Origin of the sequence: Massilia solisilvae (assembly GCF_024753215.1) — a bacterium.
Taxonomy (GTDB): Bacteria; Pseudomonadota; Gammaproteobacteria; order Burkholderiales; family Burkholderiaceae_D; genus Telluria; species Telluria solisilvae.
The window spans coordinates 184,389-203,422 of the sequence record NZ_JANUGV010000007.1; the positions used below are offsets into that span (position 1 = coordinate 184,389).

Genomic DNA, 19,034 nt, shown 5'->3' on the forward strand with positions numbered 1-19,034 from the left:
CATGCAAGCTTCAACCCTCGTTCAACTCGGCATCACCGGGCTGCTGGCGGCTTGCCTGCCGCTGTCGATGGTCTGGATGTCGGCGGACGCCAACAAGTACCGCAAGCTGGTCTGGGTCGCCGCCTTCCTCACTTTCGACCTGATCGTGTTCGGCGGCTTTACGCGCCTGACCGACTCCGGCCTGGGCTGCCCGGACTGGCCCGGCTGCTACGGCCTGGCCAACCCGTTCCTGGCGCACGAGCAGATCTCGGCGGCGCAGGCCGCCATGCCGACCGGCCCGGTCACCCACGTCAAGGCCTGGATCGAGATGATCCACCGCTACCTGGCGATGGGCATTGGCGTGCTCATCATCACCCTGATGACCAAGGCCTGGCTGCAGTGGCGCCGCTCGCACGAGCGCGCGTTCGCCCCGCTGATGCCGACCCTGCTGTTCGGCTTCGTCTGCCTGCAGGGCGCGTTCGGCGCCTGGACCGTCACGCTCAAGCTGCAGCCGATCATCGTGACCACCCACCTGCTGCTGGGCATGACCCTGCTGGCGCTGCTGGTGTGGCTGGGTGGCCGTGAGGACAACATCATCAAGCCACTGCCGGCCGATCCGCGTCCGGCGGGCCTGTTCGCCGTGCGCCGGCTGGCGTTGCTGTCGGCCGCCGTGCTCGCCGTGCAGCTGTTCCTGGGCGGGTGGGTGAGCACCAACTACGCCACCCTGGCCTGCAGCGATTTCCCGGCCTGTAACGGCTCGGTCGTCCCGCCCATGGATTTCGAGCATGGCTTTACGCTGTGGCGCGAGCTTGGCAAGACCGCGGCCGGCCACTACCTGCCGTTCTCGGCCCTGACCGCGATCCACTGGGTCCACCGCAATTTCGCGCTGGTCGTTCTTGTTGTGCTCGGAGCAACAGCCGCGCGTGCCTGGCCGCACGCCGGGCTGCGCCCCACCGCGCGCAGGATGGCGCTGGTGCTGGGCCTGCAGGTGATGAGCGGGATCGCCACCGTCTTCTTGAGCTTTCCGCTCGCCATTGCAGTGCTGCACAACGCCGGGGCCGCGCTGCTCGTCATTTTGGTGACCATGTTAAACTACAAGGCCAAGCACCAACTCGCCGTGGCGCAGGCTCCTTCCCGGCAGGAACCCACGCCAGCAAGCCTCCAGCCATGACGACCCAGACTGCCATTCATAAACCGCCCACCCGCTTTGCCCAGTACTGGGCCCTGACCAAGCCGCGCGTGACGCAGCTGGCCGTGTTCTGCGCGGTGATCGGCATGTTCCTGTCCACCGACGGCTTCCCCGGCTGGCGTCCGCTGATTGGCGGCACCATCGGCATCTGGCTGCTGGCCGGCGCCGCGTTCGCCGTCAACTGCCTGGTCGAAGCCGAGATCGACGCCCGCATGGCGCGTACCGCCCGCCGCGCCACCGCCATGGGCGAGCTCACCCGCGCGCAGACCCTGTCGTTCTCGGGCCTGCTCGGCGGCCTGGGCATGTGGGTGCTGTACACCCAGGTCAATCCGCTGACGATGTGGCTGACCTTCGTCACCTTTGTCGGCTACGCCATCATCTACACCATCGTGCTCAAGCCGGCCACCCCGCAAAACATCGTGATCGGCGGCCTGTCGGGCGCCATGCCGCCGGCGCTGGGCTGGGCGGCAGTTGCCAACGACGTGCCGATGCAGGCCTGGCTGCTGGTGCTGATCATTTTTGTATGGACCCCGCCGCACTTCTGGGCGCTGGCGATGTACCGCCGCGACGACTACAAGCGCTCGGGCCTGCCCATGCTGCCGATCACCCACGGCATGGAGTTCACTGGCCTGAACGTGTGGCTGTACACGGTGGTGCTGGCCGCCACCACGCTGCTGCCGTTCGCCGCCGGCATGAGCGGCCTCTTGTACCTGGCCGCGGCCGTGGTCCTGAACGGCATCTTCCTGCGCTATGCCTGGCTGGTGTGGAAGCATTACACCGACATCATCGCGCGCAAGACCTTTGCCTGGTCGATCATCTACCTGTCGCTGCTGTTCGCGGCGCTGCTGGTGGACCACTACTTCAGGTTCTGACGAGATGAAGAAACTCCTTACCGCCGTACTCCTGTCCGCCCTGGTGGCGGTGCCGCTGGCGGGCTGCGACAAGCTGGCCGCCAAGCCGAACTTCCAGAATACCGACGTCACCGGCCTGGATTACGCGCGCGCTTTCAACCTCACCGACTACAACGGCAAGCCGCGCACGCTGGCCGACTTCAAAGGCAAGGTGGTAGTGCTGTTCTTCGGCTACACCCAGTGCCCGGACGTGTGCCCGACCACGCTGGCCGAAATGGCGGCAGCGATGAAGGAGCTGGGCGCGCAATCGGACCAGGTGCAGGTGCTGTTCGTCACGCTCGACCCAGAGCGCGATACGCCTGACCTGCTCAAGAACTACGTGCCGCAGTTCGACAAGCGCTTCCTGGGCCTGTACGGCACGCCGGACCAGATCGCGAAGACCGCCAAGGAATTCAAGGTGTTCTACACCAAGGTGCCGGGCAGTTCGCCGGACCAGTATTCGATCGACCATACCGCCGGCAGCTACGTGTTCGACAAGGACGGCAAGCTGCGCCTGTTCGTGCGCCACGGCCAGGGGCCGGGGCCGCTGGTCCACGACATCCGACAGCTGCTGGGCTGATGGAAGCGCAGAACGGCCGGCGTTACACACGCGTCGCGACCATCGTCCTGCTCGCGGTCGGCTGCCTGTACGTGCTGCGGCCGTTCCTGGCCGCGATCCTGTTCGCGGCTGCCGTGGTCATCTCGTCGTGGCCGATGTACCTGTCCCTGCTGGAGCGCATGCGCGGCCGGCGCACGCTTGCGGCGCTGACCATGACGCTCACGCTCACCCTGCTGGTCATCATTCCGCTCGCGCTGGTCGCGTACAACCTGGCGGACAACGTGGCGCATGCCTACGAGCAGGCGACCGCCGCCGTCAGGCAGGGCGAGCTGGTGCCGCCGCAGTGGGTGCAGAACCTGCCGCTGGTCGGGCCCTGGCTCGACCAGTACCTGCGCGATCTCGTCGCCAGCCGCGACAACATGATGGACTTCGCGCAGCGCATGATCGAACCGGCGCGCCACTACCTGCTCACCGGCGGCATCATGCTGGGCACCGGCGTGGTGCAGATGAGCCTTGCCGCCTTCGTGGCCTTTTTCCTGTACCGCGACGGCCACACCCTGCTGCGCGTGATCATGGTTACCATGCACAAGCTGATCGGCGAGGGCTCGGGCGGCGTCGCCGACATCGTCAGCCAGACCGTGCGCGGCGTGATGTACGGCCTGCTGGGCACGGCGCTGGCACAGGCGCTGGTGGCAGCCCTCGGCTTTGCCATTGCGGGCGTGCCGGCGGTGCCGCTGCTGTCGGTGCTGGTGTTCGTGGCCTCGATCGCGCCGATCGGGCCGCCCGTGGTCTGGATCGGCGCCGCGCTGTGGCTGTTCTCGCAGGGCGAGGTCGGCTGGGGCGTGTTCATGCTGGTCTGGGGCACGCTCCTGATCAGCAGCGTGGACAACGTGGTGCGGCCGATGCTGATCAGCCGCGGCAGCGACCTGCCGTTCCTGCTCACGCTGCTCGGCGTGCTCGGTGGCGTGATCGCGTTCGGCTTCGTCGGCATGTTCATCGGACCGACGCTGCTGGCGGTCGGCTACTCCCTCATCAGCGACTGGACCGGCAAGGCCGACCTGGTCGCAGTGCGCAAGGACCAGACAGAGGCCTGAACCGCGGGCAGGCAAAGGTCTTGCAGGCTTGTTAATGAACAGCGACAATGCGCTTTTCAACGACCAGCCCCAAGAGCCATGAGCGACGCCACGCCCGCCGGCACCAGCCAATTCAGCAAACACCGGATCGAAGCCCTCATCGACGGCATCTTCGCGGTCGCGATGACGCTACTGGTGATCGACCTGAAGCTACCGGAGCATGCCAACGTGGGCGATCCGGCCGTGCTACGCGAGGCGCTGGCTGAACTGGTCCCCAACCTCATCTCCTGGCTGATCAGCTTCATGGTGCTCGCGATCTACTGGGTGGCCAACCACCGCCTGTACAGCCACGTGCGGCACGCCGACGGCCGCCTGGTCTGGTTCACCATGCTGATGCTGGCCGGCGCCAGCCTGCTGCCGTTCGCATCGGCCGTCAACAGCCGCGCCTTGAGCGACGTGGCGCAGGGCGTGTATGCGTCGGTGATGGGCCTGATGGGGCTGGCCTCGCTGCTGGCGGCGCGCCACATCTATCGCAACCCGCAGTTGTGCGCGCAGCCGATGGACCGCGAGACCTACATCGCCGCGTGCGTGCGCACGAGCGGGGTGATCGTGATCGGCTTGCTCACCGTTCCGATTTCAGCCGTGGCGCCGCGCATGGCGAACTTTGCGTTCCTGCTGATCTTCTTCCTGCGCCCGCTGAGCGCGCTGCTCGCCCGGCGCTTTTCGCACGGCTCACCCGCGCGCTTGTCGTAAGCCACCAACCGTAACACCGCCGCCCCGGCCTGCGAGGGATGAACGGCTGGACTCTTGGCGGTGAACGGGGCGCTGTCTCGCTGCACCGCCAACCACAGGTCAGTCGTGGTCCTCGTCGTCGTCGCGCTCCAGGTGCGGAATGACCTTCACCAGCATGATGCGCGGGCCCTTGGTGCGCTTGACCACCACGTCGAACTGCGGGAATTCGATGCGTTGGCCCTGCTTGGGAATGTCGCCCAGCTTGGCCATGAGCAGCCCGCCCACCGATTCCACGTCGTCCAGCCCCATCGCCTCGTTGTCGATGTCGATGCCAAGCACGCGTTCGAGCGACACGATCGCCAGGCTGGCCTTGCCGAGATAGCTGCCGTCCGCCTGCGGCAGCCAGTCGTTTTCGTTCATGCGGAATTCGTCGCGGATCTCGCCCACCATGGCGCCCAGCAGGTTGTCGAGCGTGATGAAGCCGACCGGCCGCTTGCCCTTTTCGCCGATCAGCGCAAAGTGCGGCGCGCCGTGCTTGAAGCGGCGGAACAACTCCTGCGCCGGCGTGCGCGCGGAGATCGTCTCGACCGGGCGCAAAAAGTCCGCCAGGTCGCTGATCTCGCGTCCGGCTTGCTGCGCGAAGAACAGGTCCTTCAGGTGGATCATGCCCAGCACTTCCTCGCCCTCGGCGTCGAAGTAGGGATAGCGCGAAAAGCGGTTGCGCAGCATCGTCTGCAGGTTCTCGGCCAGCGGCAGGTCGGCGTACAGCGCGATCACCTCGTTAATCGGGCGCATGAGGTCGGCCACCGACATCTCTGAAAACTCCAGCGACTGCGCCAGCACGTGGCGTTCGTCGCTGGTGAATTTTTCGCCGGCGGTGCTGGTGCGCAGGATGAGCTTGAGCTCCTCGGTCGAATACTGGGTCTCGTGCCCGCCGCCCGCACCCGAGAGGCCGGCCACGCGCAGCACCATGTTGGAGCTGGCGTTGAGCAGCCAGATCGCCGGGTACATCAGCCAGTAAAAGCCGTACAGCGGCACCGCGCACCACAGGCCAACTGCCTCGGGAATGCGGATCGCGAGCGACTTGGGCGCCAGTTCGCCTACCACGATGTGCAGGAAGGAGATGACGCCGAACGCGATCACGAACGACACGCCGTGGATCACCTGCTCCGAGGTCACGCCAAGCAGGTGAAATGCCGGTTCGAGCAGCGCGGCGAATGCCGGTTCGCCGACCCAGCCAAGGCCCAGCGACGCCAGCGTGATGCCGAGCTGGCAGGCCGACAGGTAGGCGTCCAGCCGCCCGTGCACCTTGGCCAAAATGCGGCCACGCAGACCGCCGGTTTTCGCAATCGCGCGAATGCGCGTCTTGCGCAGGGTGACGATGCCGAATTCGGCGGCCACAAAAAAGCCGTTCAGGGCGACGAGCACGATCGCGAGAACGACGAACAAAACGTTTTCCATATATTTGTCAAAGAGCCGCGGCCAACCACGGCATTGTAAGGCTCAGGCGGCGCCGAGCACAGTTTCGTGTGCCGCGGAGAGGATCGCTTCCACCGCCGGATGCTGGATCTTGCGCTCGTTCGAGATCGCGTAGAACTGCTCGCGCACCTGCGGCACGCGGCCCACCAGCCGGGCGCCGAACTGTTCCTCGATGTCGGCCGCCAGCGCCGCCGGTGCAAAGAACAGGCCCAGCCCGCGCCGGCCAAAGGTGTTGAGCAGCGCGTTGTCCTCGAACTCGCCCACGATGTCCGGCCGCACGGCGTGCGAGTCGAACCATTCGTCGATCTTCCCCCGCAGGGCATTATTACGTGTCGGTAGCAGGAACGGCGCCCCGTTCAGATTCGCCGGGAAAGCGCCGGCATACAGCGTCGCCAGCACCGGCGCGCCCACCACGATGGTCTCGCTTTCGAACAGCTGGTGGCTGAACACGCGCAGCGCCGTGCCCGAATCCACCGCGCGGTCGGTCAGCACCACGTCCAGCTTGTGCAGCGCCAGGTCGCCCAGCAGCGCCTCGAACTGGTCCTCGTAGCAGACCAGCCGCACTTGCCGGTCCAGCTTCGTGGTCGCTTCCAGCAGCTTGTAGGCGGTGAGCTTGGGCAGCGAATCGGAGATGCCGACCGTTAGCCGGGTGCGCGCGCTGTCCGCTTCGCCCAGCGCCTCCTGCATCTGCTCGCCGAGCATGAAGATCTGGTCCGCGTACGCGAGCGCCAGGCGCCCCGGCTCGGTCAGCACCAGGCGCCGGCCCTGCTGCGTGAACAGCGCCTTGCCCACCGATTCTTCCAGCTGGGCGAGCTGGGTGCTGATGGTCTGGACCGCCAGGTTCAGCCGCTTGGCCGCGCGTGTGATGCCGCCTTCCTTGGCCACCACCCAGAAGTAGTACAGGTGCCGAAAATTCAGGTTTCCATCCATTGCTTCGGTTTTTTCGAAGTAAAAATCAGATTATCTTCGCTTTTTTCAAAGTCTGCACGCCTCTACACTGCGCTTCATCAATTCACCATGAAGGGAAAACAAGATGAAGCACTTCAAGTTCTCGTTCCTCGTGACGGCGGTCTGCCTGGTGGCGGCCGGCTGGTGGGGTTACGAGCACAGTGGCATGGCGGGCGCTCTGACCGGCATCTCGATTGCCGCGATCCTGGCCGTGATGGAGGTGTCGCTGTCGTTCGATAACGCGGTGGTCAACGCCTCGGTGCTCAAGACCTGGGACGAACGCTGGCAGAAGCTGTTCCTCGGCGTGGGCATCATCATCGCCGTGTTTGGCATGCGCCTGCTGTTCCCGCTCGTGATCGTGGCCGTGGCCGCGAACCTGGGCCTGGCCGACGTGTGGAATCTGGCGCTCACCGATCCCAAGCAGTACTCGGCGCACCTGACCGCGCACCACGCCGAAGTGGCGGCGTTCGGCGGCATGTTCCTGCTGCTGGTGTTCCTGAACTTCCTGTTCGACGACGAGAAGGAGCACCACTGGCTGGGCCGCCTCGAAGAGAAGATCGGCGCGCTGGGCCGCGTGTCCTCGATCGCCGTGATGATCTCGATCGGCGCGCTGATGACCAGCCTGTCGCTGGTCGAGGAAGCGCAGAAGATGGTGGTGCTGATGTCCGGCCTGTGGGGCATCCTGATCTACGTTGGCGTGGACGCGGTGTCGGCCCTGCTGGAGAAGGATGAGGACGACGGCGCGAACGTGGGCGATCTGGTGAAGAAGGGCGGTATCGGCGGCTTCCTGTACCTGGAAGTGCTGGATGCATCGTTCAGCTTCGACGGCGTGATCGGCGCGTTCGCCATCACCACCGACGTCGTGATCATCATGCTGGGCCTGGCCATCGGCGCGATGTTCGTGCGGTCGCTGACGGTCTTCCTGGTCAAGAAGGGCACGCTGGACGAATTCGTGTACCTGGAACACGGCGCGCACTACGCGATCGGCATCCTGGCGGTGATCATGTTGGCCAGCATGAAGTTCCACATCCCGGAAGTGTTCACCGGCCTGGTTGGCGTGGCCTTCATCGTCGCCTCGCTGTGGTCCTCGGTCCGGTACAAGAAAGTGCAGCAGGCGCTGGATGTGCGCGAAGCAGTCAAGGAAATCGCATAACGATCATGGTCTGAGCGGCGGCCACCACAGGCAGCCGCCGGACCGAACAAACCGCGCAGCGAGCGGCAGAACACCAGCTCGCAGCGCGTGGTAAACCCCGGTGTTCACACAAGTGACATTCACTTTTTAGGAGAACCACATCATGGCAATCAGTCTGCAAAAAGGCGGCAACGTCAACCTGTCGAAAGAGGCTCCGGGCCTGTCGAAAATGACGATCGGCCTGGGCTGGGACGTGCGCGCCACCGATGGCGCCGCATTCGACCTGGACGGCGTCGTCTTCATGCTGAACCAGTCGGGCAAGGTCCGCTCCGACGGCGACTTCATCTTCTACAACAACCTGAAGTCGGCCGACGGTTCGGTGGCCCACTCGGGCGACAACCGCACCGGCGCCGGCGACGGCGATGACGAAACCGTCACCATCGACCTGGCCCGCGTGCCGGCCGACGTGGACAAGATCACGTTTGCGGTGACGATCCACGACGCCGATGCGCGCCGCCAGAATTTCGGCATGGTCGGCAAGGCGTTCATCCGCTGCGTGAACGCGGCCAACAACGGCGAGATCGCGCGCTACGACCTGTCGGAAGACAGCTCGACCGAAACCGCGATGATCTTCGGCGAGGTGTACCGCAACGGCGCCGACTGGAAGTTCCGCGCGATCGGCCAGGGCTTTGCGGGCGGCCTGGGGCCGCTGGCAAAGAACTATGGCGTGAACGTCTAACCAGCTAAACAGTTTTGCGGCCCGCACCTTTGCGTGTCGGGCTGCAACCGAACGAAAGGAAAACGGCAAATGCCAGTTTTTACCGTGACCGGGGATGTCGATCCCTTCCTGCACGTGTCGATGAAGCAGGGCGAAACCATCTACTGCGAATCGGACGCGATGGTGATGATGGAGTCCACGCTCGACCTGAAGGGCAAGATGCGCGGCGGCCTTGGCAGCGCGCTGATGCGCACCTTCGCCAACGGCGAGTCGTTCTTCCAGCAGCACATCGAGGCCACGCGCGGCGATGGCGACTGCCTGCTTTCGCCCACGCTGCCTGGCGCCATGCAGGTGGTGGACTGCGGTCCGAACCAGTACATCATCAGTGACGGCGCGTTCGTCGCCGCCAGCTCGGGCGTGGACCTGCGGGTGCGCACGCAAAGCCTGGGCAATGCGCTGTTCGCGCAGAGCGGCGGCTTTTTCGTGACCGAGACCGGCGGCAGCGGCCAGGTGGTGGTGTCGGGTTTCGGTTCGATGTCGGTGCTGGAAGTGGAGCCGGGCAAGGACGCGATCATCGACAATTCGCACGTGGTGTGCTGGGACAGCACGCTGCGCTACGAGGTGTCGATCACGACCGGCCAGAGCGCTGGCTTCCTGGGCAACCTGATCAACAGCCAGACCAGCGGCGAAGGGATCGTGCTGCGCTTCTCGGGTCGCGGGAAGATTTATGTTTGTTCGCGCAACCGCGCCGCATTCAAGGCATGGATGCAGGCGCCCGCGCGCTAAACCAAGGAGTTTGAAATGTCAGTCAATCTGCAGAAGGGCCAGAAGATCTCGCTCTCGAAGGAAGCGGGCGGCGAGCTGTCCCGCGTGACCATGGGCCTGGGCTGGGACGCGATCAAGACCGGGGGTATCTTCGGCTTCGGGGCGCGTACCCAGAGCGTGGACCTGGACGCCTCGTGCGTGCTGTTCGACGAGAAGGACCAGCCGGTGGACGTGGTCTGGTTCCGCCAGCTAAAGAGCCGCGACGGCAGCATCGTGCACACCGGCGACAACCGTACCGGTGCAGGCGAGGGCGATGACGAGCAAATCGTCGTCGATCTCGCGCGCGTGCCGGCCAACGTCAAGTCGCTGGTGTTCACCGTGAACAGCTTCACCGGGCAGAACTTCTCGCAGGTGCAGAACGCATTCTGCCGCCTGGTGAATGCGGCCAACGATCGCGAAGTGGCGCGCTACGACCTGTCGGTGCAGGGCGCGCACACGGCGCAGATCATGGCCAAGCTGTACCGCCACAACGGCGAGTGGAAGATGCACGCGATCGGCGAAAACGGCGTCGGCCGCACCTTCGACGAGCTGCTGCCGCAGATCGCACAGCACCTGTAACCCGTAGCGTGGGCGGGTCCTCCCGCCCACGTGCCCAGCTAACTCCTGAACGTTTCCATCAGCACGTTCAGCATGTGCAGCTCCGGCATGGAGCCAAGCAGGGTGAGCGCGTGCTTGGCCAGCTCGCGCGGCACGTGCCCGGTCAGGTGCGAAAACCGCGCGCCGTTGTCCGGGAAGGTATCGAAAATTCCAAATTCCCCGTTCCCGAAGCGCAGTGCGAACCACGCCGTTGTTCCTGGCTCCTCCTGCACCAACGCGCGCGCGTCGATCAGGAACTGCGCCACCTGCGCCTCGTGACCCGACTTTGCCTGGAACCTGAGCAGCAGGCCGCGCCGGTCCGCTGCTGACCCGACGCCTGCCGGCACCTTGCTGGCCAGGACATCCAGTTTTTCAACGCGCGGACCGTGATTGAGCAGTTCGCCCGCGCGCGCCATCAGGCCGGCCACGACCGCGCCCTGCAGGTGCGCTTCGCGCGCCGCGTCGTCGGCGAACACATCGAAGATGCCATATTCGCCCCGCCCGAAGCGCAGGGCGAACCAGGCATCGGTGCCGGTCTCCGCCTCCACGGCGGGCACCGCGTCAAGCAGGAACTCCTCCACCTTCGCGTCCATGTCGTGCCTGACATCCAGATGGACGAGCAAGCCCTTGGCGACCATCACGCTCTCCTCACAGGTTGGACCAGGAGACCAGTGTCGGACAACCGGGCAAAGGCGGGCGCACGCCAGCAGCATTGGCGGTTCTTGTTGACAAACCCGGGAACGGAGTCTACTGTATTAATCAACTAATACACGTACGCCAATGACCGATTACCCATCCCAGCTGTTCTCCATTAACACCGGGTCGCCCGAGCCGATCTACCGGCAGCTGGTCGATCAGGTGCGGCGCCTGGTCGCCGGCGGCCAGCTGGCGCCCGGCGACGCAATGCCTTCCGTGCGCGAGGTGGCACAGGCGCTCGCGGTGAACCCGATGACCGTCTCGAAGGCTTACGGCCTGCTGGAGATGGAGGGGCTGCTGGCGCGCCGGCGCGGGCTGGGCATGGTGGTGGCCGAGCAGGCGCGCCGCGGGCGCAGTGCCGCCCAACGCGCCGCGCTGCTGCGTCCAACGCTCGAGCGCGCCGCGCGCGAGGCGCGCGAGCTCGAACTGGATCCCGAAACCGTCCTTGACCTGTTCAACCACATCCTGAAGGAACAACCATGACCGCTGTTATCCAGATGTCCCGGGTATCCAAACACTTTGCGAGCCAGCAGGTGCTCTGCAACCTGGACTGGCAGGTCGAAGCGGGGCAAGTCGTGGGACTGTTGGGCCGCAACGGTGCCGGCAAGTCCACGCTGATCGAGTGCATGCTGGGCCTGCGCGAAACGGATACCGGATCGGTCACCATCTATGGCGAGGATGTCGCCAACCTGTCGGAGCAAGTGCGCGCGCGGATCGGCTACGTGCCGCAGAAATCGGAAGTATTCGAATGGCTCACGCCGGCGCAAATGCTCGACTACTTCAAGGCCCTGTACCCGCGCTGGAACGATGCCAAGGTGAAGGCGCTGCTGGCGCGCTGGGGCTTCGATGCGGCCATGTGCAACAAGCAGATCAGCAAGCTGTCCGGTGGGGAAAAGCAGCGGCTGTCGATCATCCGCGCGCTGGGCCACGACCCGGACCTCTTGATCCTGGATGAACCGGTGTCCGCCCTCGATCCGCTGGGCCGGCGCGACTTCCTGCGCGAGCTGGTGGATAACGTGATCGAGCGCGGCACCACGGTCGTGTTCTCGACCCACATCCTGTCCGACCTCGAACGCGTGGCCCTGGACGTTGCCTTCCTCAAGGACGGGCAGATCGCGCTGCAGGGCGACATGGACAGCCTGCTCGAAGGCGCGCGCCGCGTCACCGGGCCAAGCGCCGTGCTCGATGGGATCAGGCTGGCGGGCGAACTGCGGCGCCAGAAGGGGCGCGACGGCAGCACCAGTGTGATCGTGAGCGAGCACGGCGAGGTCGAGGCGCTGGCCGCGCGCGAACCCGCGATGCGCGTGGAGGCATTGAGCCTGGAAGACCTGTTCATCGAGGTCACCCAATGACCGCGGCGCTGGGGGCTTACCGGGCCGCCTGGAGCGCGGCCTTCACTGGCGGGACACGCGGCAAGCGCATGTTCCCCATCGCGGCCGGGGTGGCGGCCCTGCTGTTCGCCGCGGGCGGTATGCTGCGCCACGCGCCGCCGATGGAAGTGCTGCGGCTCGGGCTTGCGGCGGCTGCGGGCACGGCCTTGTTTGGCGCACTCCTCTATTTCATTCCCGGCGCAGTCCTGCTCAACACGCCGGCCAATGCGCGGCTTGTGCCAGGCATGCGCAGGCGACTGGTTGAAATGACAGCTGCCGGTTGGCTGCTCGGCAGCGTGCTGGTTGCGGGACTGGCCGGTTGGCTGTCCCTCGCGCCACTCGTGATGATGTACCTCATTGGCTTGTCGTTGATGCGCGCGGGGCACCAGTGGGGCATCGCACTGTTCCTGCCGGCGACGATGTTTGGCGGCATACAGCGGTCCCTGTCGCCCGACATGCTGGGCATCCTGGCCAGCAATGCCGGGTTTGTTTGCGAAATGCTGTTGCTGGCACTGGTCGCCGCGTACGCGCTCGGCCAGCTGTATCCCAAAGGGGGCGACCGGCACTTTGGCGGACGCCGCGGCCAGGAAATGGCGATCGAGCGGAGCTTGCGCAAGGTCGCGCAGCCCGTCACCCCGGCACTTCCGGGGCGGGTATTCAGTTGGGGACTGCGCCGCGACTGCCGCCGGCGCCGTATGTTGTCGCTGATCCTGCACGTGCTGGGGCCGTCGGCGCACTGGAGTGCCGGGCTGATCATGGGATTGCTTGTGCTCGCGGTGGGCATTGGCGTCAAGGCCACCATCGTCTTCTGGGCGAGCGGCGCGGTCATCGCGAGCGTGGGGGGCGCCGGATTGCAGCTGCTCGCAGCGCTGACGATGGCGCAGGCCGCCGTCGCCGAGCAAATCGTGGCGCGTATCGGAGCGGCACGCACCGAGCAGGCGCTGTTCCGCCTGGCGCCGGCCAGCCCGCCGGCGGCGGCGTTCAACCGGCTGTTGGGAGCAGCGCTCGCGTCGCGGGTGCTGTTGAACTTGTTGACCCTGGCATCGGTCATCGCGATCGTCGCGGCGCTGATGGGCACCCCCGCAGAGGTGGCTGTCTCGCTCGCGGCCGTGTGCAGCATGGCCGGGCTGCCGCTCGTCGGCATCGTGCTGGGCGACTATGCGCGCAATCGCGGAGCCTACGAGCCCGGCGTCGCCTTGTCGTTCCTGCTCATCTCGGCACCGGCCGTGCTTGCGGCATTCGCGGCGTGGCATTGGGGCGGGCTGGCGTTCTGGCCGTCGCTGCTGGTTGCGTCCAATGCGCTTGGCGCTTTGTTCGCGGCGTGGCGATGGAAGCGCATGCGCAAGGCGCCCGTTGCCTTTCCTGCCCGGAGGATGTCGTGATTCCGAGCACGCTGCGCCAGGACTTGCTGGCCTGCCGCGCGATTGTCCGGCAAGCGGTCCAGCAGCGCAGGTCACAGGGCAGCATGTGGTTGAGCTGGGTGCTGGCCGCGCTGGCGGTGCTCTTTGCAGTGCCGGCAATATCCAACGATTTCGCTAATGCGGACTCGCGGATACTGTGTATCGGTCTCGCAGGCGGTGCGTTTTCCATGCTGGCGATGATGTGGTGGACGCTGCTCAGTGGCAGCGTCAGGCAGCAATACACGCCATTTGCGGCGCGGCTGCTGCCACGCGCGCGGCAGCGCATGCGCGCCGTGTTGTTGTCGGTCGGGCTGATCCTGGCGATGACCGAGGTGGTATTGGTGGGACTGCCGTTCGGGCATCCGCTGCTGGTGTTCTTCGGCGCGGTTTTCGTGATGATCGAAATCGTGCTGCCGACATCGTGGCGCGCTGCCGCGCTCGTACTTTTCCTGGTCGCCGCACCGGACCGGTTGACGGAACTTTTGGGCGGCCCCGTGGGCGCTGTGCTTGGGCTGGCGGTGCTGGCGTTCGAAGCCAGGGCCGCCTACCGCTATCTGTTCGGCCGTGATGGCGCCTTGCCGCCATTGCGTGCGCCCGCTTTTGCGCAGCGCGGCCCGCGCCCCGCATCGCAAGCCAGGCCAGCCAGCAGGTCCGGACTGCTCGTCTATGGACTCGGCCCGACGCCGCCGTGGCGGTTCTGCCTGCGCTCGCTCGCGTTCTGGGCGATGGCCGCGATCATGTTCGGCTTGATGATGGTGTGGGGCGGAGGCTTGCGTGTCGAAATTGCGCGTGCCTTGATCCTGTGCGTTGTTCTGGTTGCCCAGTTCATGTCGGTGCACGTGATCGCCGGGGCGCTCTACGAATCGGGGCTCGAGCAAAGCCTGATACGCCTGTCGGCCGCTGCCCCGCAGGCGACCATGCTGAACGGCGTATTGGCACGCATCCTGGTCGCGCAGACGGCTAGGGTGCGGATCGTGTCGCTTGCCGCGGCCGTAGCCGCATTCGGGCTGACGGGAGCGCCATGGAGCCAGACAACCCAGGCAGCCGCGCTGTGCGTGTTGATCCCGTTCGCCTGCGGCGGCCTGTTGGCCGAGTACTCGCGCGCGCCGGCGGTCTCCCGGCTGCTCAAGCTGGGCTGGTTCGCGGCCACCATCGCCGGCATCGTCCTGGTACTGGTGGTGTCCTTTGGCCTGGCGCAGCCGCTTGCGTTTGCCGGCGGCGCAGCGCTCGTCCTGCTGGCCGCATCGGGTTTCGCACTGGCGCGCTGGCGCGGCATGCTGCGCGCGCCAGTGGCGTTCCCGGCTGGCCGTATCGGCTAGCGCTTCAGTGCGCGCTGTGCTGCACGAGACCGGTGCCAACGCCGTGCCGGTGGCCTTCGCTCACCGCCGTCACGGTGCCGTCCGGGTTGAACACGAGCGCGTTGGCGGCGCCGATTTCGCCCTCGCGGTCGTCCAGCTTGTGGCCGAACTGCTCCAGCGCGCGCGCCTGCGCGCTGCCGGCAAAGCCCGGCTCGATGGAGGTCGCCGGAATGTTGCGCTCGCTGATGCGCGGCGCGTCGATGGCCTGGTCCATCGGCATGCCAAGGTCCACGTAGTTGAAGATCGTTTGCAGCACGGTGGTGATGATGGTCGAGCCGCCCGGGCTGCCGATGGTGAAGGCCGGCTTGCCGTTCTTGAGCGCGATGGTCGGCGCCATGCTGCTGCGCGGGCGCTTGCCGGCCTCCGGCACGTTGGGGCGCGGGCCGGAGAAGTCGAAGTCGGTCATCTCGTTATTGAGCAAGAAGCCATAGCCCGGCACCACGATGCCGCTGCCGCCCCACGACTCGATCGTGAAGGTGTACGACACCACGTTGCCGTCCTTGTCCGACACCGTCAGGTGCGTGGTGTGCGCCCCCTCGGGCATGTGCACCACCGGCCGCTGCGGGCGCAGCGGGATGCTCTGGTCGTTCTGGAACGGGTACGGATCGCCGGCCACCGCCCCGCCGGAGGCAAGCTCGGGATCGATCAGCGCGCGCCGCTGCGCCGCGTACTGCTTGGACAGCAGGCCCTCGACCGGCGCGTCCACATACTCCGGGTCGCCCAGGTAGGCATTGCGGTCGGCGAACGCGAGGCGGCTCGCTTCGATGTACAGGTGCTCCGCTTTTGCGCGCGGCATCGACTTCAGGTCGTAGCCTTCAAGGATGTTGAGCGCTTCGCCCACCGTCACGCCGCCGCTGCTGGGCTGCGGCATGCCGTAGATGTCGTAGCCGCGGTAGGTGGTGTGCACCGGCTGGCGGATGCGCGCCTCGTAGTTGGCCAGGTCGGCCAGCGTCATGTTCCCGCCCGCGACGCTCTTGCCGCTGGCAAGTGGCGGACGGTTCACCGCCTCGACGATCGCCTCCGCCATCGGGCCTTCGTAGAACGCCTTCTCGCCGCGCGCCGCGATCTCGCGGTAGGCGCGCGCCAGCGCCTGGTTGCGCAGCACGCTGCCGGCCGGGATCGCTTTGCCGTTCCTCAGGTACAGCGCGCTGGTGGTGCTGAAGTTCTGGAATTTGCTTTCATTCTCGGCCACCAGGTGAGAGAAAGTGTCGTTCACGGTGAAGCCCCTGGTGGCCACGTTGATGGCCGGCGCCAGCACCTGCTTGAAGCTCATCGTGCCGTAGCGGTCGAGCGCCTCGTGCCAGCCGCGCACCGTACCGGGCACCCCGACCGACATGCCGCTGGCGACCACGGTCTCGAAATCCATCGGCTTGCCGTCCTTGAGGAAGGCCGACGGCGAGAACGACGCCGGCGCCGTTTCGCGGTGGTCGATGGTGATGACGCGCTTGTCCTTGGCCAGATAGATGACCATGAAGCCGCCGCCGCCGATGCCGCAGCTGAACGGGTCGGTCACGCCCAGCGTCGCCGCCGCGGCCACGGCCGCATCGACGGCGTTGCCGCCCTTGTTGAGGATCTCGATGGCGGACTGGGACGCCTTTTCGCTGATGGTGGCGACGGCCCCGCCGGTGCCGGTGGAGACCGGCGGCTTGGCCAGCACGGCCACGGGGTGCAGGACGATGGACAGGGTCAGCCCGCAAGCGAGCACTCTTACGCGATTGGTCATGACAGGATCAGGCAGTGGACGAAAATCGGGACGTTCATGGCCGGGTGACCGAGACCGTGACGGGATAGTTTGCTGGCGCCACGCCCGCCGGCGGCACCGGTGGCAGCTTGGCCGGGTCGAGCGCAATGCGCGCCCCGCCCAGGGCCTGCGACACATAGCCCGGCTTGGAGGGGCCCAGCGAGAACTGCTCGGTGGCGGCGGGCGTGTGCAGCGTCAGGCGGTAGGTCAGCTCGCCCGCCCACATGCACTTCATCGATTCGGGGCAGCGGCTGTCGCTGAAGCTGTCGTAGGCAATGGTGGCCTGGCCGCCGAGGTCGATGCGCTGGCCGGGGGCGAGCGTGTAGCTCGACTGGGCCGGCTGGCCCGCGGGCGCACCCGGACTGGCACAGGCGCCCAGCACGAAGGGAAGGATGGCAAGCAGCGCACGCAGAGGCTTCATGGGTGGATTCCTCCTGACTCGGGAGTTCAATGATAGCAAAGCCAGCACAGGTGTCATGTTTTACATGTGCCTGTCACATCGCAGTCATATTCGCTGGCTAGACTGCCGCTCGTTGTCCAACTCACTCAGGGAAAAACAATGAACATGAAACTGGTGCTGAAATCGATGGTTGCTGGCGTCGCGGCTGCGGTAGCGATGTCGTCTTCGGCAATGGCTGCCGATATCACTGGCGCGGGCTCGTCCTTCGCCTATCCGATCTATTCCAAATGGGCGGAAGCGTACAAGGACAAGAGCGGCGTCGGCCTGAACTACCAGTCGATCGGCTCGGGCGCCGGCATCAAGCAGATCAAAGCCAAGACCGTCGATTTCGGCGCGTCGGACATGCCGCTGTCGGCGGAAGAGCTGCAGGCCGACGGCCTGGTCCAGTTCCCGACCATCATGGGCGGCGTGGTCGCCGTGGTCAACCTGGACGGCATCGCCCCGGGCCAGCTCAAGCTGTCCGGCCCGATCCTGGCCGACATCTTCCTCGGCAAGGTCACCAAGTGGAACGCTCCGGCCATCGCGGCCCTGAACCCGGGCGTGAAGCTGCCGGACGCCGACATCACCGTGGTGCACCGCGCCGACGGCTCGGGCACCTCGTTCCTGTTCACCGACTTCCTGTCCAAGACCAGCACCGAGTGGAAAGACAAGGTCGGCGCCGGCACCGCGGTGAAATGGGCCACCGGCGTGGGCGGCAAGGGCAATGACGGCGTCGCCGCCAACGTCCAGCGCATCAAGGGCTCGATCGGCTACGTCGAGTGGGCCTACTCGAAGAAGAACAAGATGTCGCACACCCAGCTGAAGAACCACGATGGCCAGTTCCTGCAGCCGGATGACGATGCGTTCAAAGCAGCCGCCGCCAACGCCGCATGGGACAAGACCCCGGGCTATGCCGTGGTGCTGACCAACCAGCCGGGCAAGAATGCGTGGCCGATCACCGGCGCCACCTTCGTGCTGATGCACAAGACCCAGCAGGACGCCGCGAAGGGCAAGGAAGTGCTGAAGTTCTTCGAGTACGCGTTCAAGAACGGCGCGGCTGCCGCCGAAGCGCTGGACTACGTGCCGATGCCGGCATCGGTCACCAAGATGATCGAAGGTGCCTGGAAGAGCCAGCTGAAGGACGCCGCGGGCAAGCCGGTCCTGTAAATCCATTTGCAGGGGGCGCGGTCCGGGCGACCGCCCCTTTGCAGTTGTCATCTTTCGGGTGGAGCCCATGACATCGGCCGAAACGCTAGTGTTGATCGTCGAAGACGAGCCGGCGATCGCTGAACTGGTCAAATTTTCGCTGCGCGAGGACCATTGGACCTTTCGCACGGCCGCAACGGTCGGCGAGGCGTGGGAGTTCATCCAGCAGCAGCCGCCGCATCTGGTCCTGCTCGACTGGATGCTGCGCGGCGAAAGCGGCCTGCGCCTGTTGTCGCGCCTGCGCGCCGACCGCGGCCTGCACGAGCTGCCGGTGATCCTGCTGACCGGCCGCACCCTCGATGAAGACCTGGCCATGGGCATGGACAGCGGCGCCGACGATTACGTCACCAAGCCGTTCTCGCCGCGCGAGCTGGCGATCCGCGCCAAGGCCGTGCTGCGCCGGCGCGGCGACAGCCAGCACGGGCGCCCGCTGCAGGTCGGTCCGCTGGCGCTCGACCCGCGCAGCTGCACGGTGCGCGTCGGCAGCGAGCCGATCGAGGTGCGCCAGGCCGAATACCGTTTGCTGAAATTTTTGCTGTGCCACCCCGGGCAGGTGTTCTCGCGTGCCCAGCTCCTCGAGCAGGTGTGGTACGCCAATGGCACGCTCGACGAACGGACGGTCGACGTGCATGTGCTGCGGCTGCGCAAGGCGCTGCGCGAAGCCAAGTCCCTGCTCAAGACCGTGCGCGGCTTCGGCTACAAGCTGTCGGCCACGTAGGAGCAC

At 66.1% G+C, this 19,034-nt stretch carries 20 protein-coding genes; 15 read left to right on the forward strand and 5 right to left on the reverse strand.

The window, feature by feature from the left end; all coding sequences use genetic code 11:
• Position 1: 1 nt before the first annotated feature.
• The 5 genes from NX773_RS20535 to NX773_RS20555 all read left to right on the forward strand — a co-directional run bounded on the left by NX773_RS20535 (position 2) and on the right by NX773_RS20555 (position 4,443).
• On the forward strand, positions 2–1,150 hold the full coding sequence (locus NX773_RS20535; RefSeq protein ID WP_258858134.1) for a COX15/CtaA family protein: 1,149 nt from the start codon (positions 2–4) through the stop codon (positions 1,148–1,150).
• Positions 1,147–2,040 carry a heme o synthase gene (cyoE, locus tag NX773_RS20540; protein ID WP_258823865.1) on the forward strand — a complete coding sequence of 298 codons (894 nt, stop codon included), beginning with the start codon at positions 1,147–1,149 and terminating at the stop codon, positions 2,038–2,040. The genes NX773_RS20535 and cyoE overlap by 4 nt, the downstream gene beginning before the upstream one ends.
• A gap of 4 nt (positions 2,041–2,044) precedes the next feature.
• Positions 2,045–2,638, forward strand: coding sequence for an SCO family protein (locus NX773_RS20545; RefSeq protein ID WP_258858135.1), 594 nt, complete (start codon positions 2,045–2,047; stop codon positions 2,636–2,638).
• A complete protein-coding gene (locus NX773_RS20550) occupies positions 2,638–3,711 on the forward strand; it encodes an AI-2E family transporter (RefSeq protein ID WP_258858136.1) in 1,074 nt (357 codons plus the stop codon). The genes NX773_RS20545 and NX773_RS20550 overlap by 1 nt, the downstream gene beginning before the upstream one ends.
• Positions 3,712–3,789: 78 nt before the next feature.
• Positions 3,790–4,443, forward strand: a complete 654-nt coding sequence (locus NX773_RS20555; protein WP_258858137.1) for a TMEM175 family protein — start codon at positions 3,790–3,792, stop codon at positions 4,441–4,443.
• Between the two features lie 99 nt (positions 4,444–4,542).
• Here the strand turns inward: NX773_RS20555 and NX773_RS20560 are convergent, their stop codons facing one another.
• The gene (locus tag NX773_RS20560; RefSeq protein WP_258858138.1) at positions 4,543–5,883 is read right to left on the reverse strand and encodes a hemolysin family protein; all 1,341 of its coding nucleotides are present in this window, start codon (positions 5,881–5,883) and stop codon (positions 4,543–4,545) included.
• A gap of 42 nt (positions 5,884–5,925) precedes the next feature.
• Positions 5,926–6,831, reverse strand: coding sequence for a transcriptional activator NhaR (gene nhaR, locus NX773_RS20565; protein ID WP_258858139.1), 906 nt, complete (start codon positions 6,829–6,831; stop codon positions 5,926–5,928).
• 103 nt (positions 6,832–6,934) lie between these two features.
• Here nhaR and NX773_RS20570 point away from each other — a divergent pair, with 103 nt between their 5' ends.
• From NX773_RS20570 to NX773_RS20585, 4 genes are all read left to right on the forward strand, one after another.
• A complete protein-coding gene (locus NX773_RS20570) occupies positions 6,935–8,002 on the forward strand; it encodes a DUF475 domain-containing protein (RefSeq protein ID WP_258858140.1) in 1,068 nt (355 codons plus the stop codon).
• Between the two features lie 142 nt (positions 8,003–8,144).
• Positions 8,145–8,720, forward strand: a complete 576-nt coding sequence (locus NX773_RS20575) for a TerD family protein (RefSeq protein ID WP_258858141.1) — start codon at positions 8,145–8,147, stop codon at positions 8,718–8,720.
• 69 nt (positions 8,721–8,789) lie between these two features.
• Positions 8,790–9,485, forward strand: coding sequence for a TIGR00266 family protein (locus NX773_RS20580; RefSeq protein ID WP_258823879.1), 696 nt, complete (start codon positions 8,790–8,792; stop codon positions 9,483–9,485).
• Positions 9,486–9,500: 15 nt separating this feature from the next.
• Positions 9,501–10,082: a TerD family protein gene (locus NX773_RS20585; protein WP_258858142.1), complete on the forward strand. Its 582-nt coding sequence runs from the start codon at positions 9,501–9,503 to the stop codon at positions 10,080–10,082.
• Between the two features lie 38 nt (positions 10,083–10,120).
• On the opposite strand, the gene NX773_RS20590 is transcribed toward NX773_RS20585, so the two are convergent.
• Positions 10,121–10,738, reverse strand: coding sequence for a putative quinol monooxygenase (locus tag NX773_RS20590; protein ID WP_258858143.1), 618 nt, complete (start codon positions 10,736–10,738; stop codon positions 10,121–10,123).
• Between the two features lie 142 nt (positions 10,739–10,880).
• Between NX773_RS20590 and NX773_RS20595 the strand changes: the two genes are divergently transcribed.
• From NX773_RS20595 to NX773_RS20610, 4 genes are read left to right on the forward strand one after another with little or no spacing between them, the layout of a single operon-like run.
• Positions 10,881–11,279 carry a GntR family transcriptional regulator gene (locus NX773_RS20595; protein WP_258858144.1) on the forward strand — a complete coding sequence of 133 codons (399 nt, stop codon included), beginning with the start codon at positions 10,881–10,883 and terminating at the stop codon, positions 11,277–11,279.
• On the forward strand, positions 11,276–12,148 hold the full coding sequence (locus NX773_RS20600) for an ABC transporter ATP-binding protein (protein ID WP_258858145.1): 873 nt from the start codon (positions 11,276–11,278) through the stop codon (positions 12,146–12,148). The genes NX773_RS20595 and NX773_RS20600 overlap by 4 nt, the downstream gene beginning before the upstream one ends.
• Complete coding sequence (locus tag NX773_RS20605) at positions 12,145–13,548, forward strand: hypothetical protein (RefSeq protein ID WP_258858146.1); 1,404 nt, start codon at positions 12,145–12,147, stop codon at positions 13,546–13,548. Before NX773_RS20600 ends, NX773_RS20605 begins: the two co-directional genes overlap by 4 nt.
• Positions 13,494–14,885 carry a hypothetical protein gene (locus NX773_RS20610; RefSeq protein WP_258858147.1) on the forward strand — a complete coding sequence of 464 codons (1,392 nt, stop codon included), beginning with the start codon at positions 13,494–13,496 and terminating at the stop codon, positions 14,883–14,885. The genes NX773_RS20605 and NX773_RS20610 overlap by 55 nt, the downstream gene beginning before the upstream one ends.
• 4 nt (positions 14,886–14,889) lie before the next feature.
• Here NX773_RS20610 and ggt read toward each other — a convergent pair whose 3' ends face one another.
• Together ggt and NX773_RS20620 are read right to left on the reverse strand one after the other, a co-directional pair.
• Complete coding sequence (ggt, locus tag NX773_RS20615) at positions 14,890–16,647, reverse strand: gamma-glutamyltransferase (protein WP_258858148.1); 1,758 nt, start codon at positions 16,645–16,647, stop codon at positions 14,890–14,892.
• A 34-nt stretch (positions 16,648–16,681) separates the two neighbouring features.
• Positions 16,682–17,086 carry a hypothetical protein gene (locus NX773_RS20620; protein WP_258858149.1) on the reverse strand — a complete coding sequence of 135 codons (405 nt, stop codon included), beginning with the start codon at positions 17,084–17,086 and terminating at the stop codon, positions 16,682–16,684.
• A 144-nt stretch (positions 17,087–17,230) separates the two neighbouring features.
• On the opposite strand from NX773_RS20620, the gene pstS reads away from it, so the two are divergent.
• Positions 17,231–18,271 carry a phosphate ABC transporter substrate-binding protein PstS gene (pstS, locus tag NX773_RS20625; protein WP_370662272.1) on the forward strand — a complete coding sequence of 347 codons (1,041 nt, stop codon included), beginning with the start codon at positions 17,231–17,233 and terminating at the stop codon, positions 18,269–18,271.
• A gap of 67 nt (positions 18,272–18,338) precedes the next feature.
• Positions 18,339–19,028: a response regulator gene (locus NX773_RS20630; protein WP_258858151.1), complete on the forward strand. Its 690-nt coding sequence runs from the start codon at positions 18,339–18,341 to the stop codon at positions 19,026–19,028.
• Positions 19,029–19,034: the final 6 nt, after the last annotated feature.

Coding starts and splice junctions, on each gene's coding strand:
- nhaR (WP_258858139.1), bottom strand. CDS start 6,831: ATGGATGGAAACCTGAATTTTCGGCACCTGTACTACTTCTGGGTGGTG.
- NX773_RS20605 (WP_258858146.1), top strand. CDS start 12,145: ATGACCGCGGCGCTGGGGGCTTACCGGGCCGCCTGGAGCGCGGCCTTC.
- NX773_RS20595 (WP_258858144.1), top strand. CDS start 10,881: ATGACCGATTACCCATCCCAGCTGTTCTCCATTAACACCGGGTCGCCC.
- pstS (WP_370662272.1), top strand. CDS start 17,231: ATGAAACTGGTGCTGAAATCGATGGTTGCTGGCGTCGCGGCTGCGGTA.
- cyoE (WP_258823865.1), top strand. CDS start 1,147: ATGACGACCCAGACTGCCATTCATAAACCGCCCACCCGCTTTGCCCAG.
- NX773_RS20570 (WP_258858140.1), top strand. CDS start 6,935: ATGAAGCACTTCAAGTTCTCGTTCCTCGTGACGGCGGTCTGCCTGGTG.
- NX773_RS20575 (WP_258858141.1), top strand. CDS start 8,145: ATGGCAATCAGTCTGCAAAAAGGCGGCAACGTCAACCTGTCGAAAGAG.
- NX773_RS20550 (WP_258858136.1), top strand. CDS start 2,638: ATGGAAGCGCAGAACGGCCGGCGTTACACACGCGTCGCGACCATCGTC.
- NX773_RS20555 (WP_258858137.1), top strand. CDS start 3,790: ATGAGCGACGCCACGCCCGCCGGCACCAGCCAATTCAGCAAACACCGG.
- NX773_RS20610 (WP_258858147.1), top strand. CDS start 13,494: ATGGAAGCGCATGCGCAAGGCGCCCGTTGCCTTTCCTGCCCGGAGGAT.
- NX773_RS20590 (WP_258858143.1), bottom strand. CDS start 10,738: ATGGTCGCCAAGGGCTTGCTCGTCCATCTGGATGTCAGGCACGACATG.
- NX773_RS20580 (WP_258823879.1), top strand. CDS start 8,790: ATGCCAGTTTTTACCGTGACCGGGGATGTCGATCCCTTCCTGCACGTG.
- NX773_RS20535 (WP_258858134.1), top strand. CDS start 2: ATGCAAGCTTCAACCCTCGTTCAACTCGGCATCACCGGGCTGCTGGCG.
- NX773_RS20560 (WP_258858138.1), bottom strand. CDS start 5,883: ATGGAAAACGTTTTGTTCGTCGTTCTCGCGATCGTGCTCGTCGCCCTG.
- NX773_RS20630 (WP_258858151.1), top strand. CDS start 18,339: ATGACATCGGCCGAAACGCTAGTGTTGATCGTCGAAGACGAGCCGGCG.
- NX773_RS20620 (WP_258858149.1), bottom strand. CDS start 17,086: ATGAAGCCTCTGCGTGCGCTGCTTGCCATCCTTCCCTTCGTGCTGGGC.
- NX773_RS20585 (WP_258858142.1), top strand. CDS start 9,501: ATGTCAGTCAATCTGCAGAAGGGCCAGAAGATCTCGCTCTCGAAGGAA.
- ggt (WP_258858148.1), bottom strand. CDS start 16,647: ATGACCAATCGCGTAAGAGTGCTCGCTTGCGGGCTGACCCTGTCCATC.
- NX773_RS20545 (WP_258858135.1), top strand. CDS start 2,045: ATGAAGAAACTCCTTACCGCCGTACTCCTGTCCGCCCTGGTGGCGGTG.
- NX773_RS20600 (WP_258858145.1), top strand. CDS start 11,276: ATGACCGCTGTTATCCAGATGTCCCGGGTATCCAAACACTTTGCGAGC.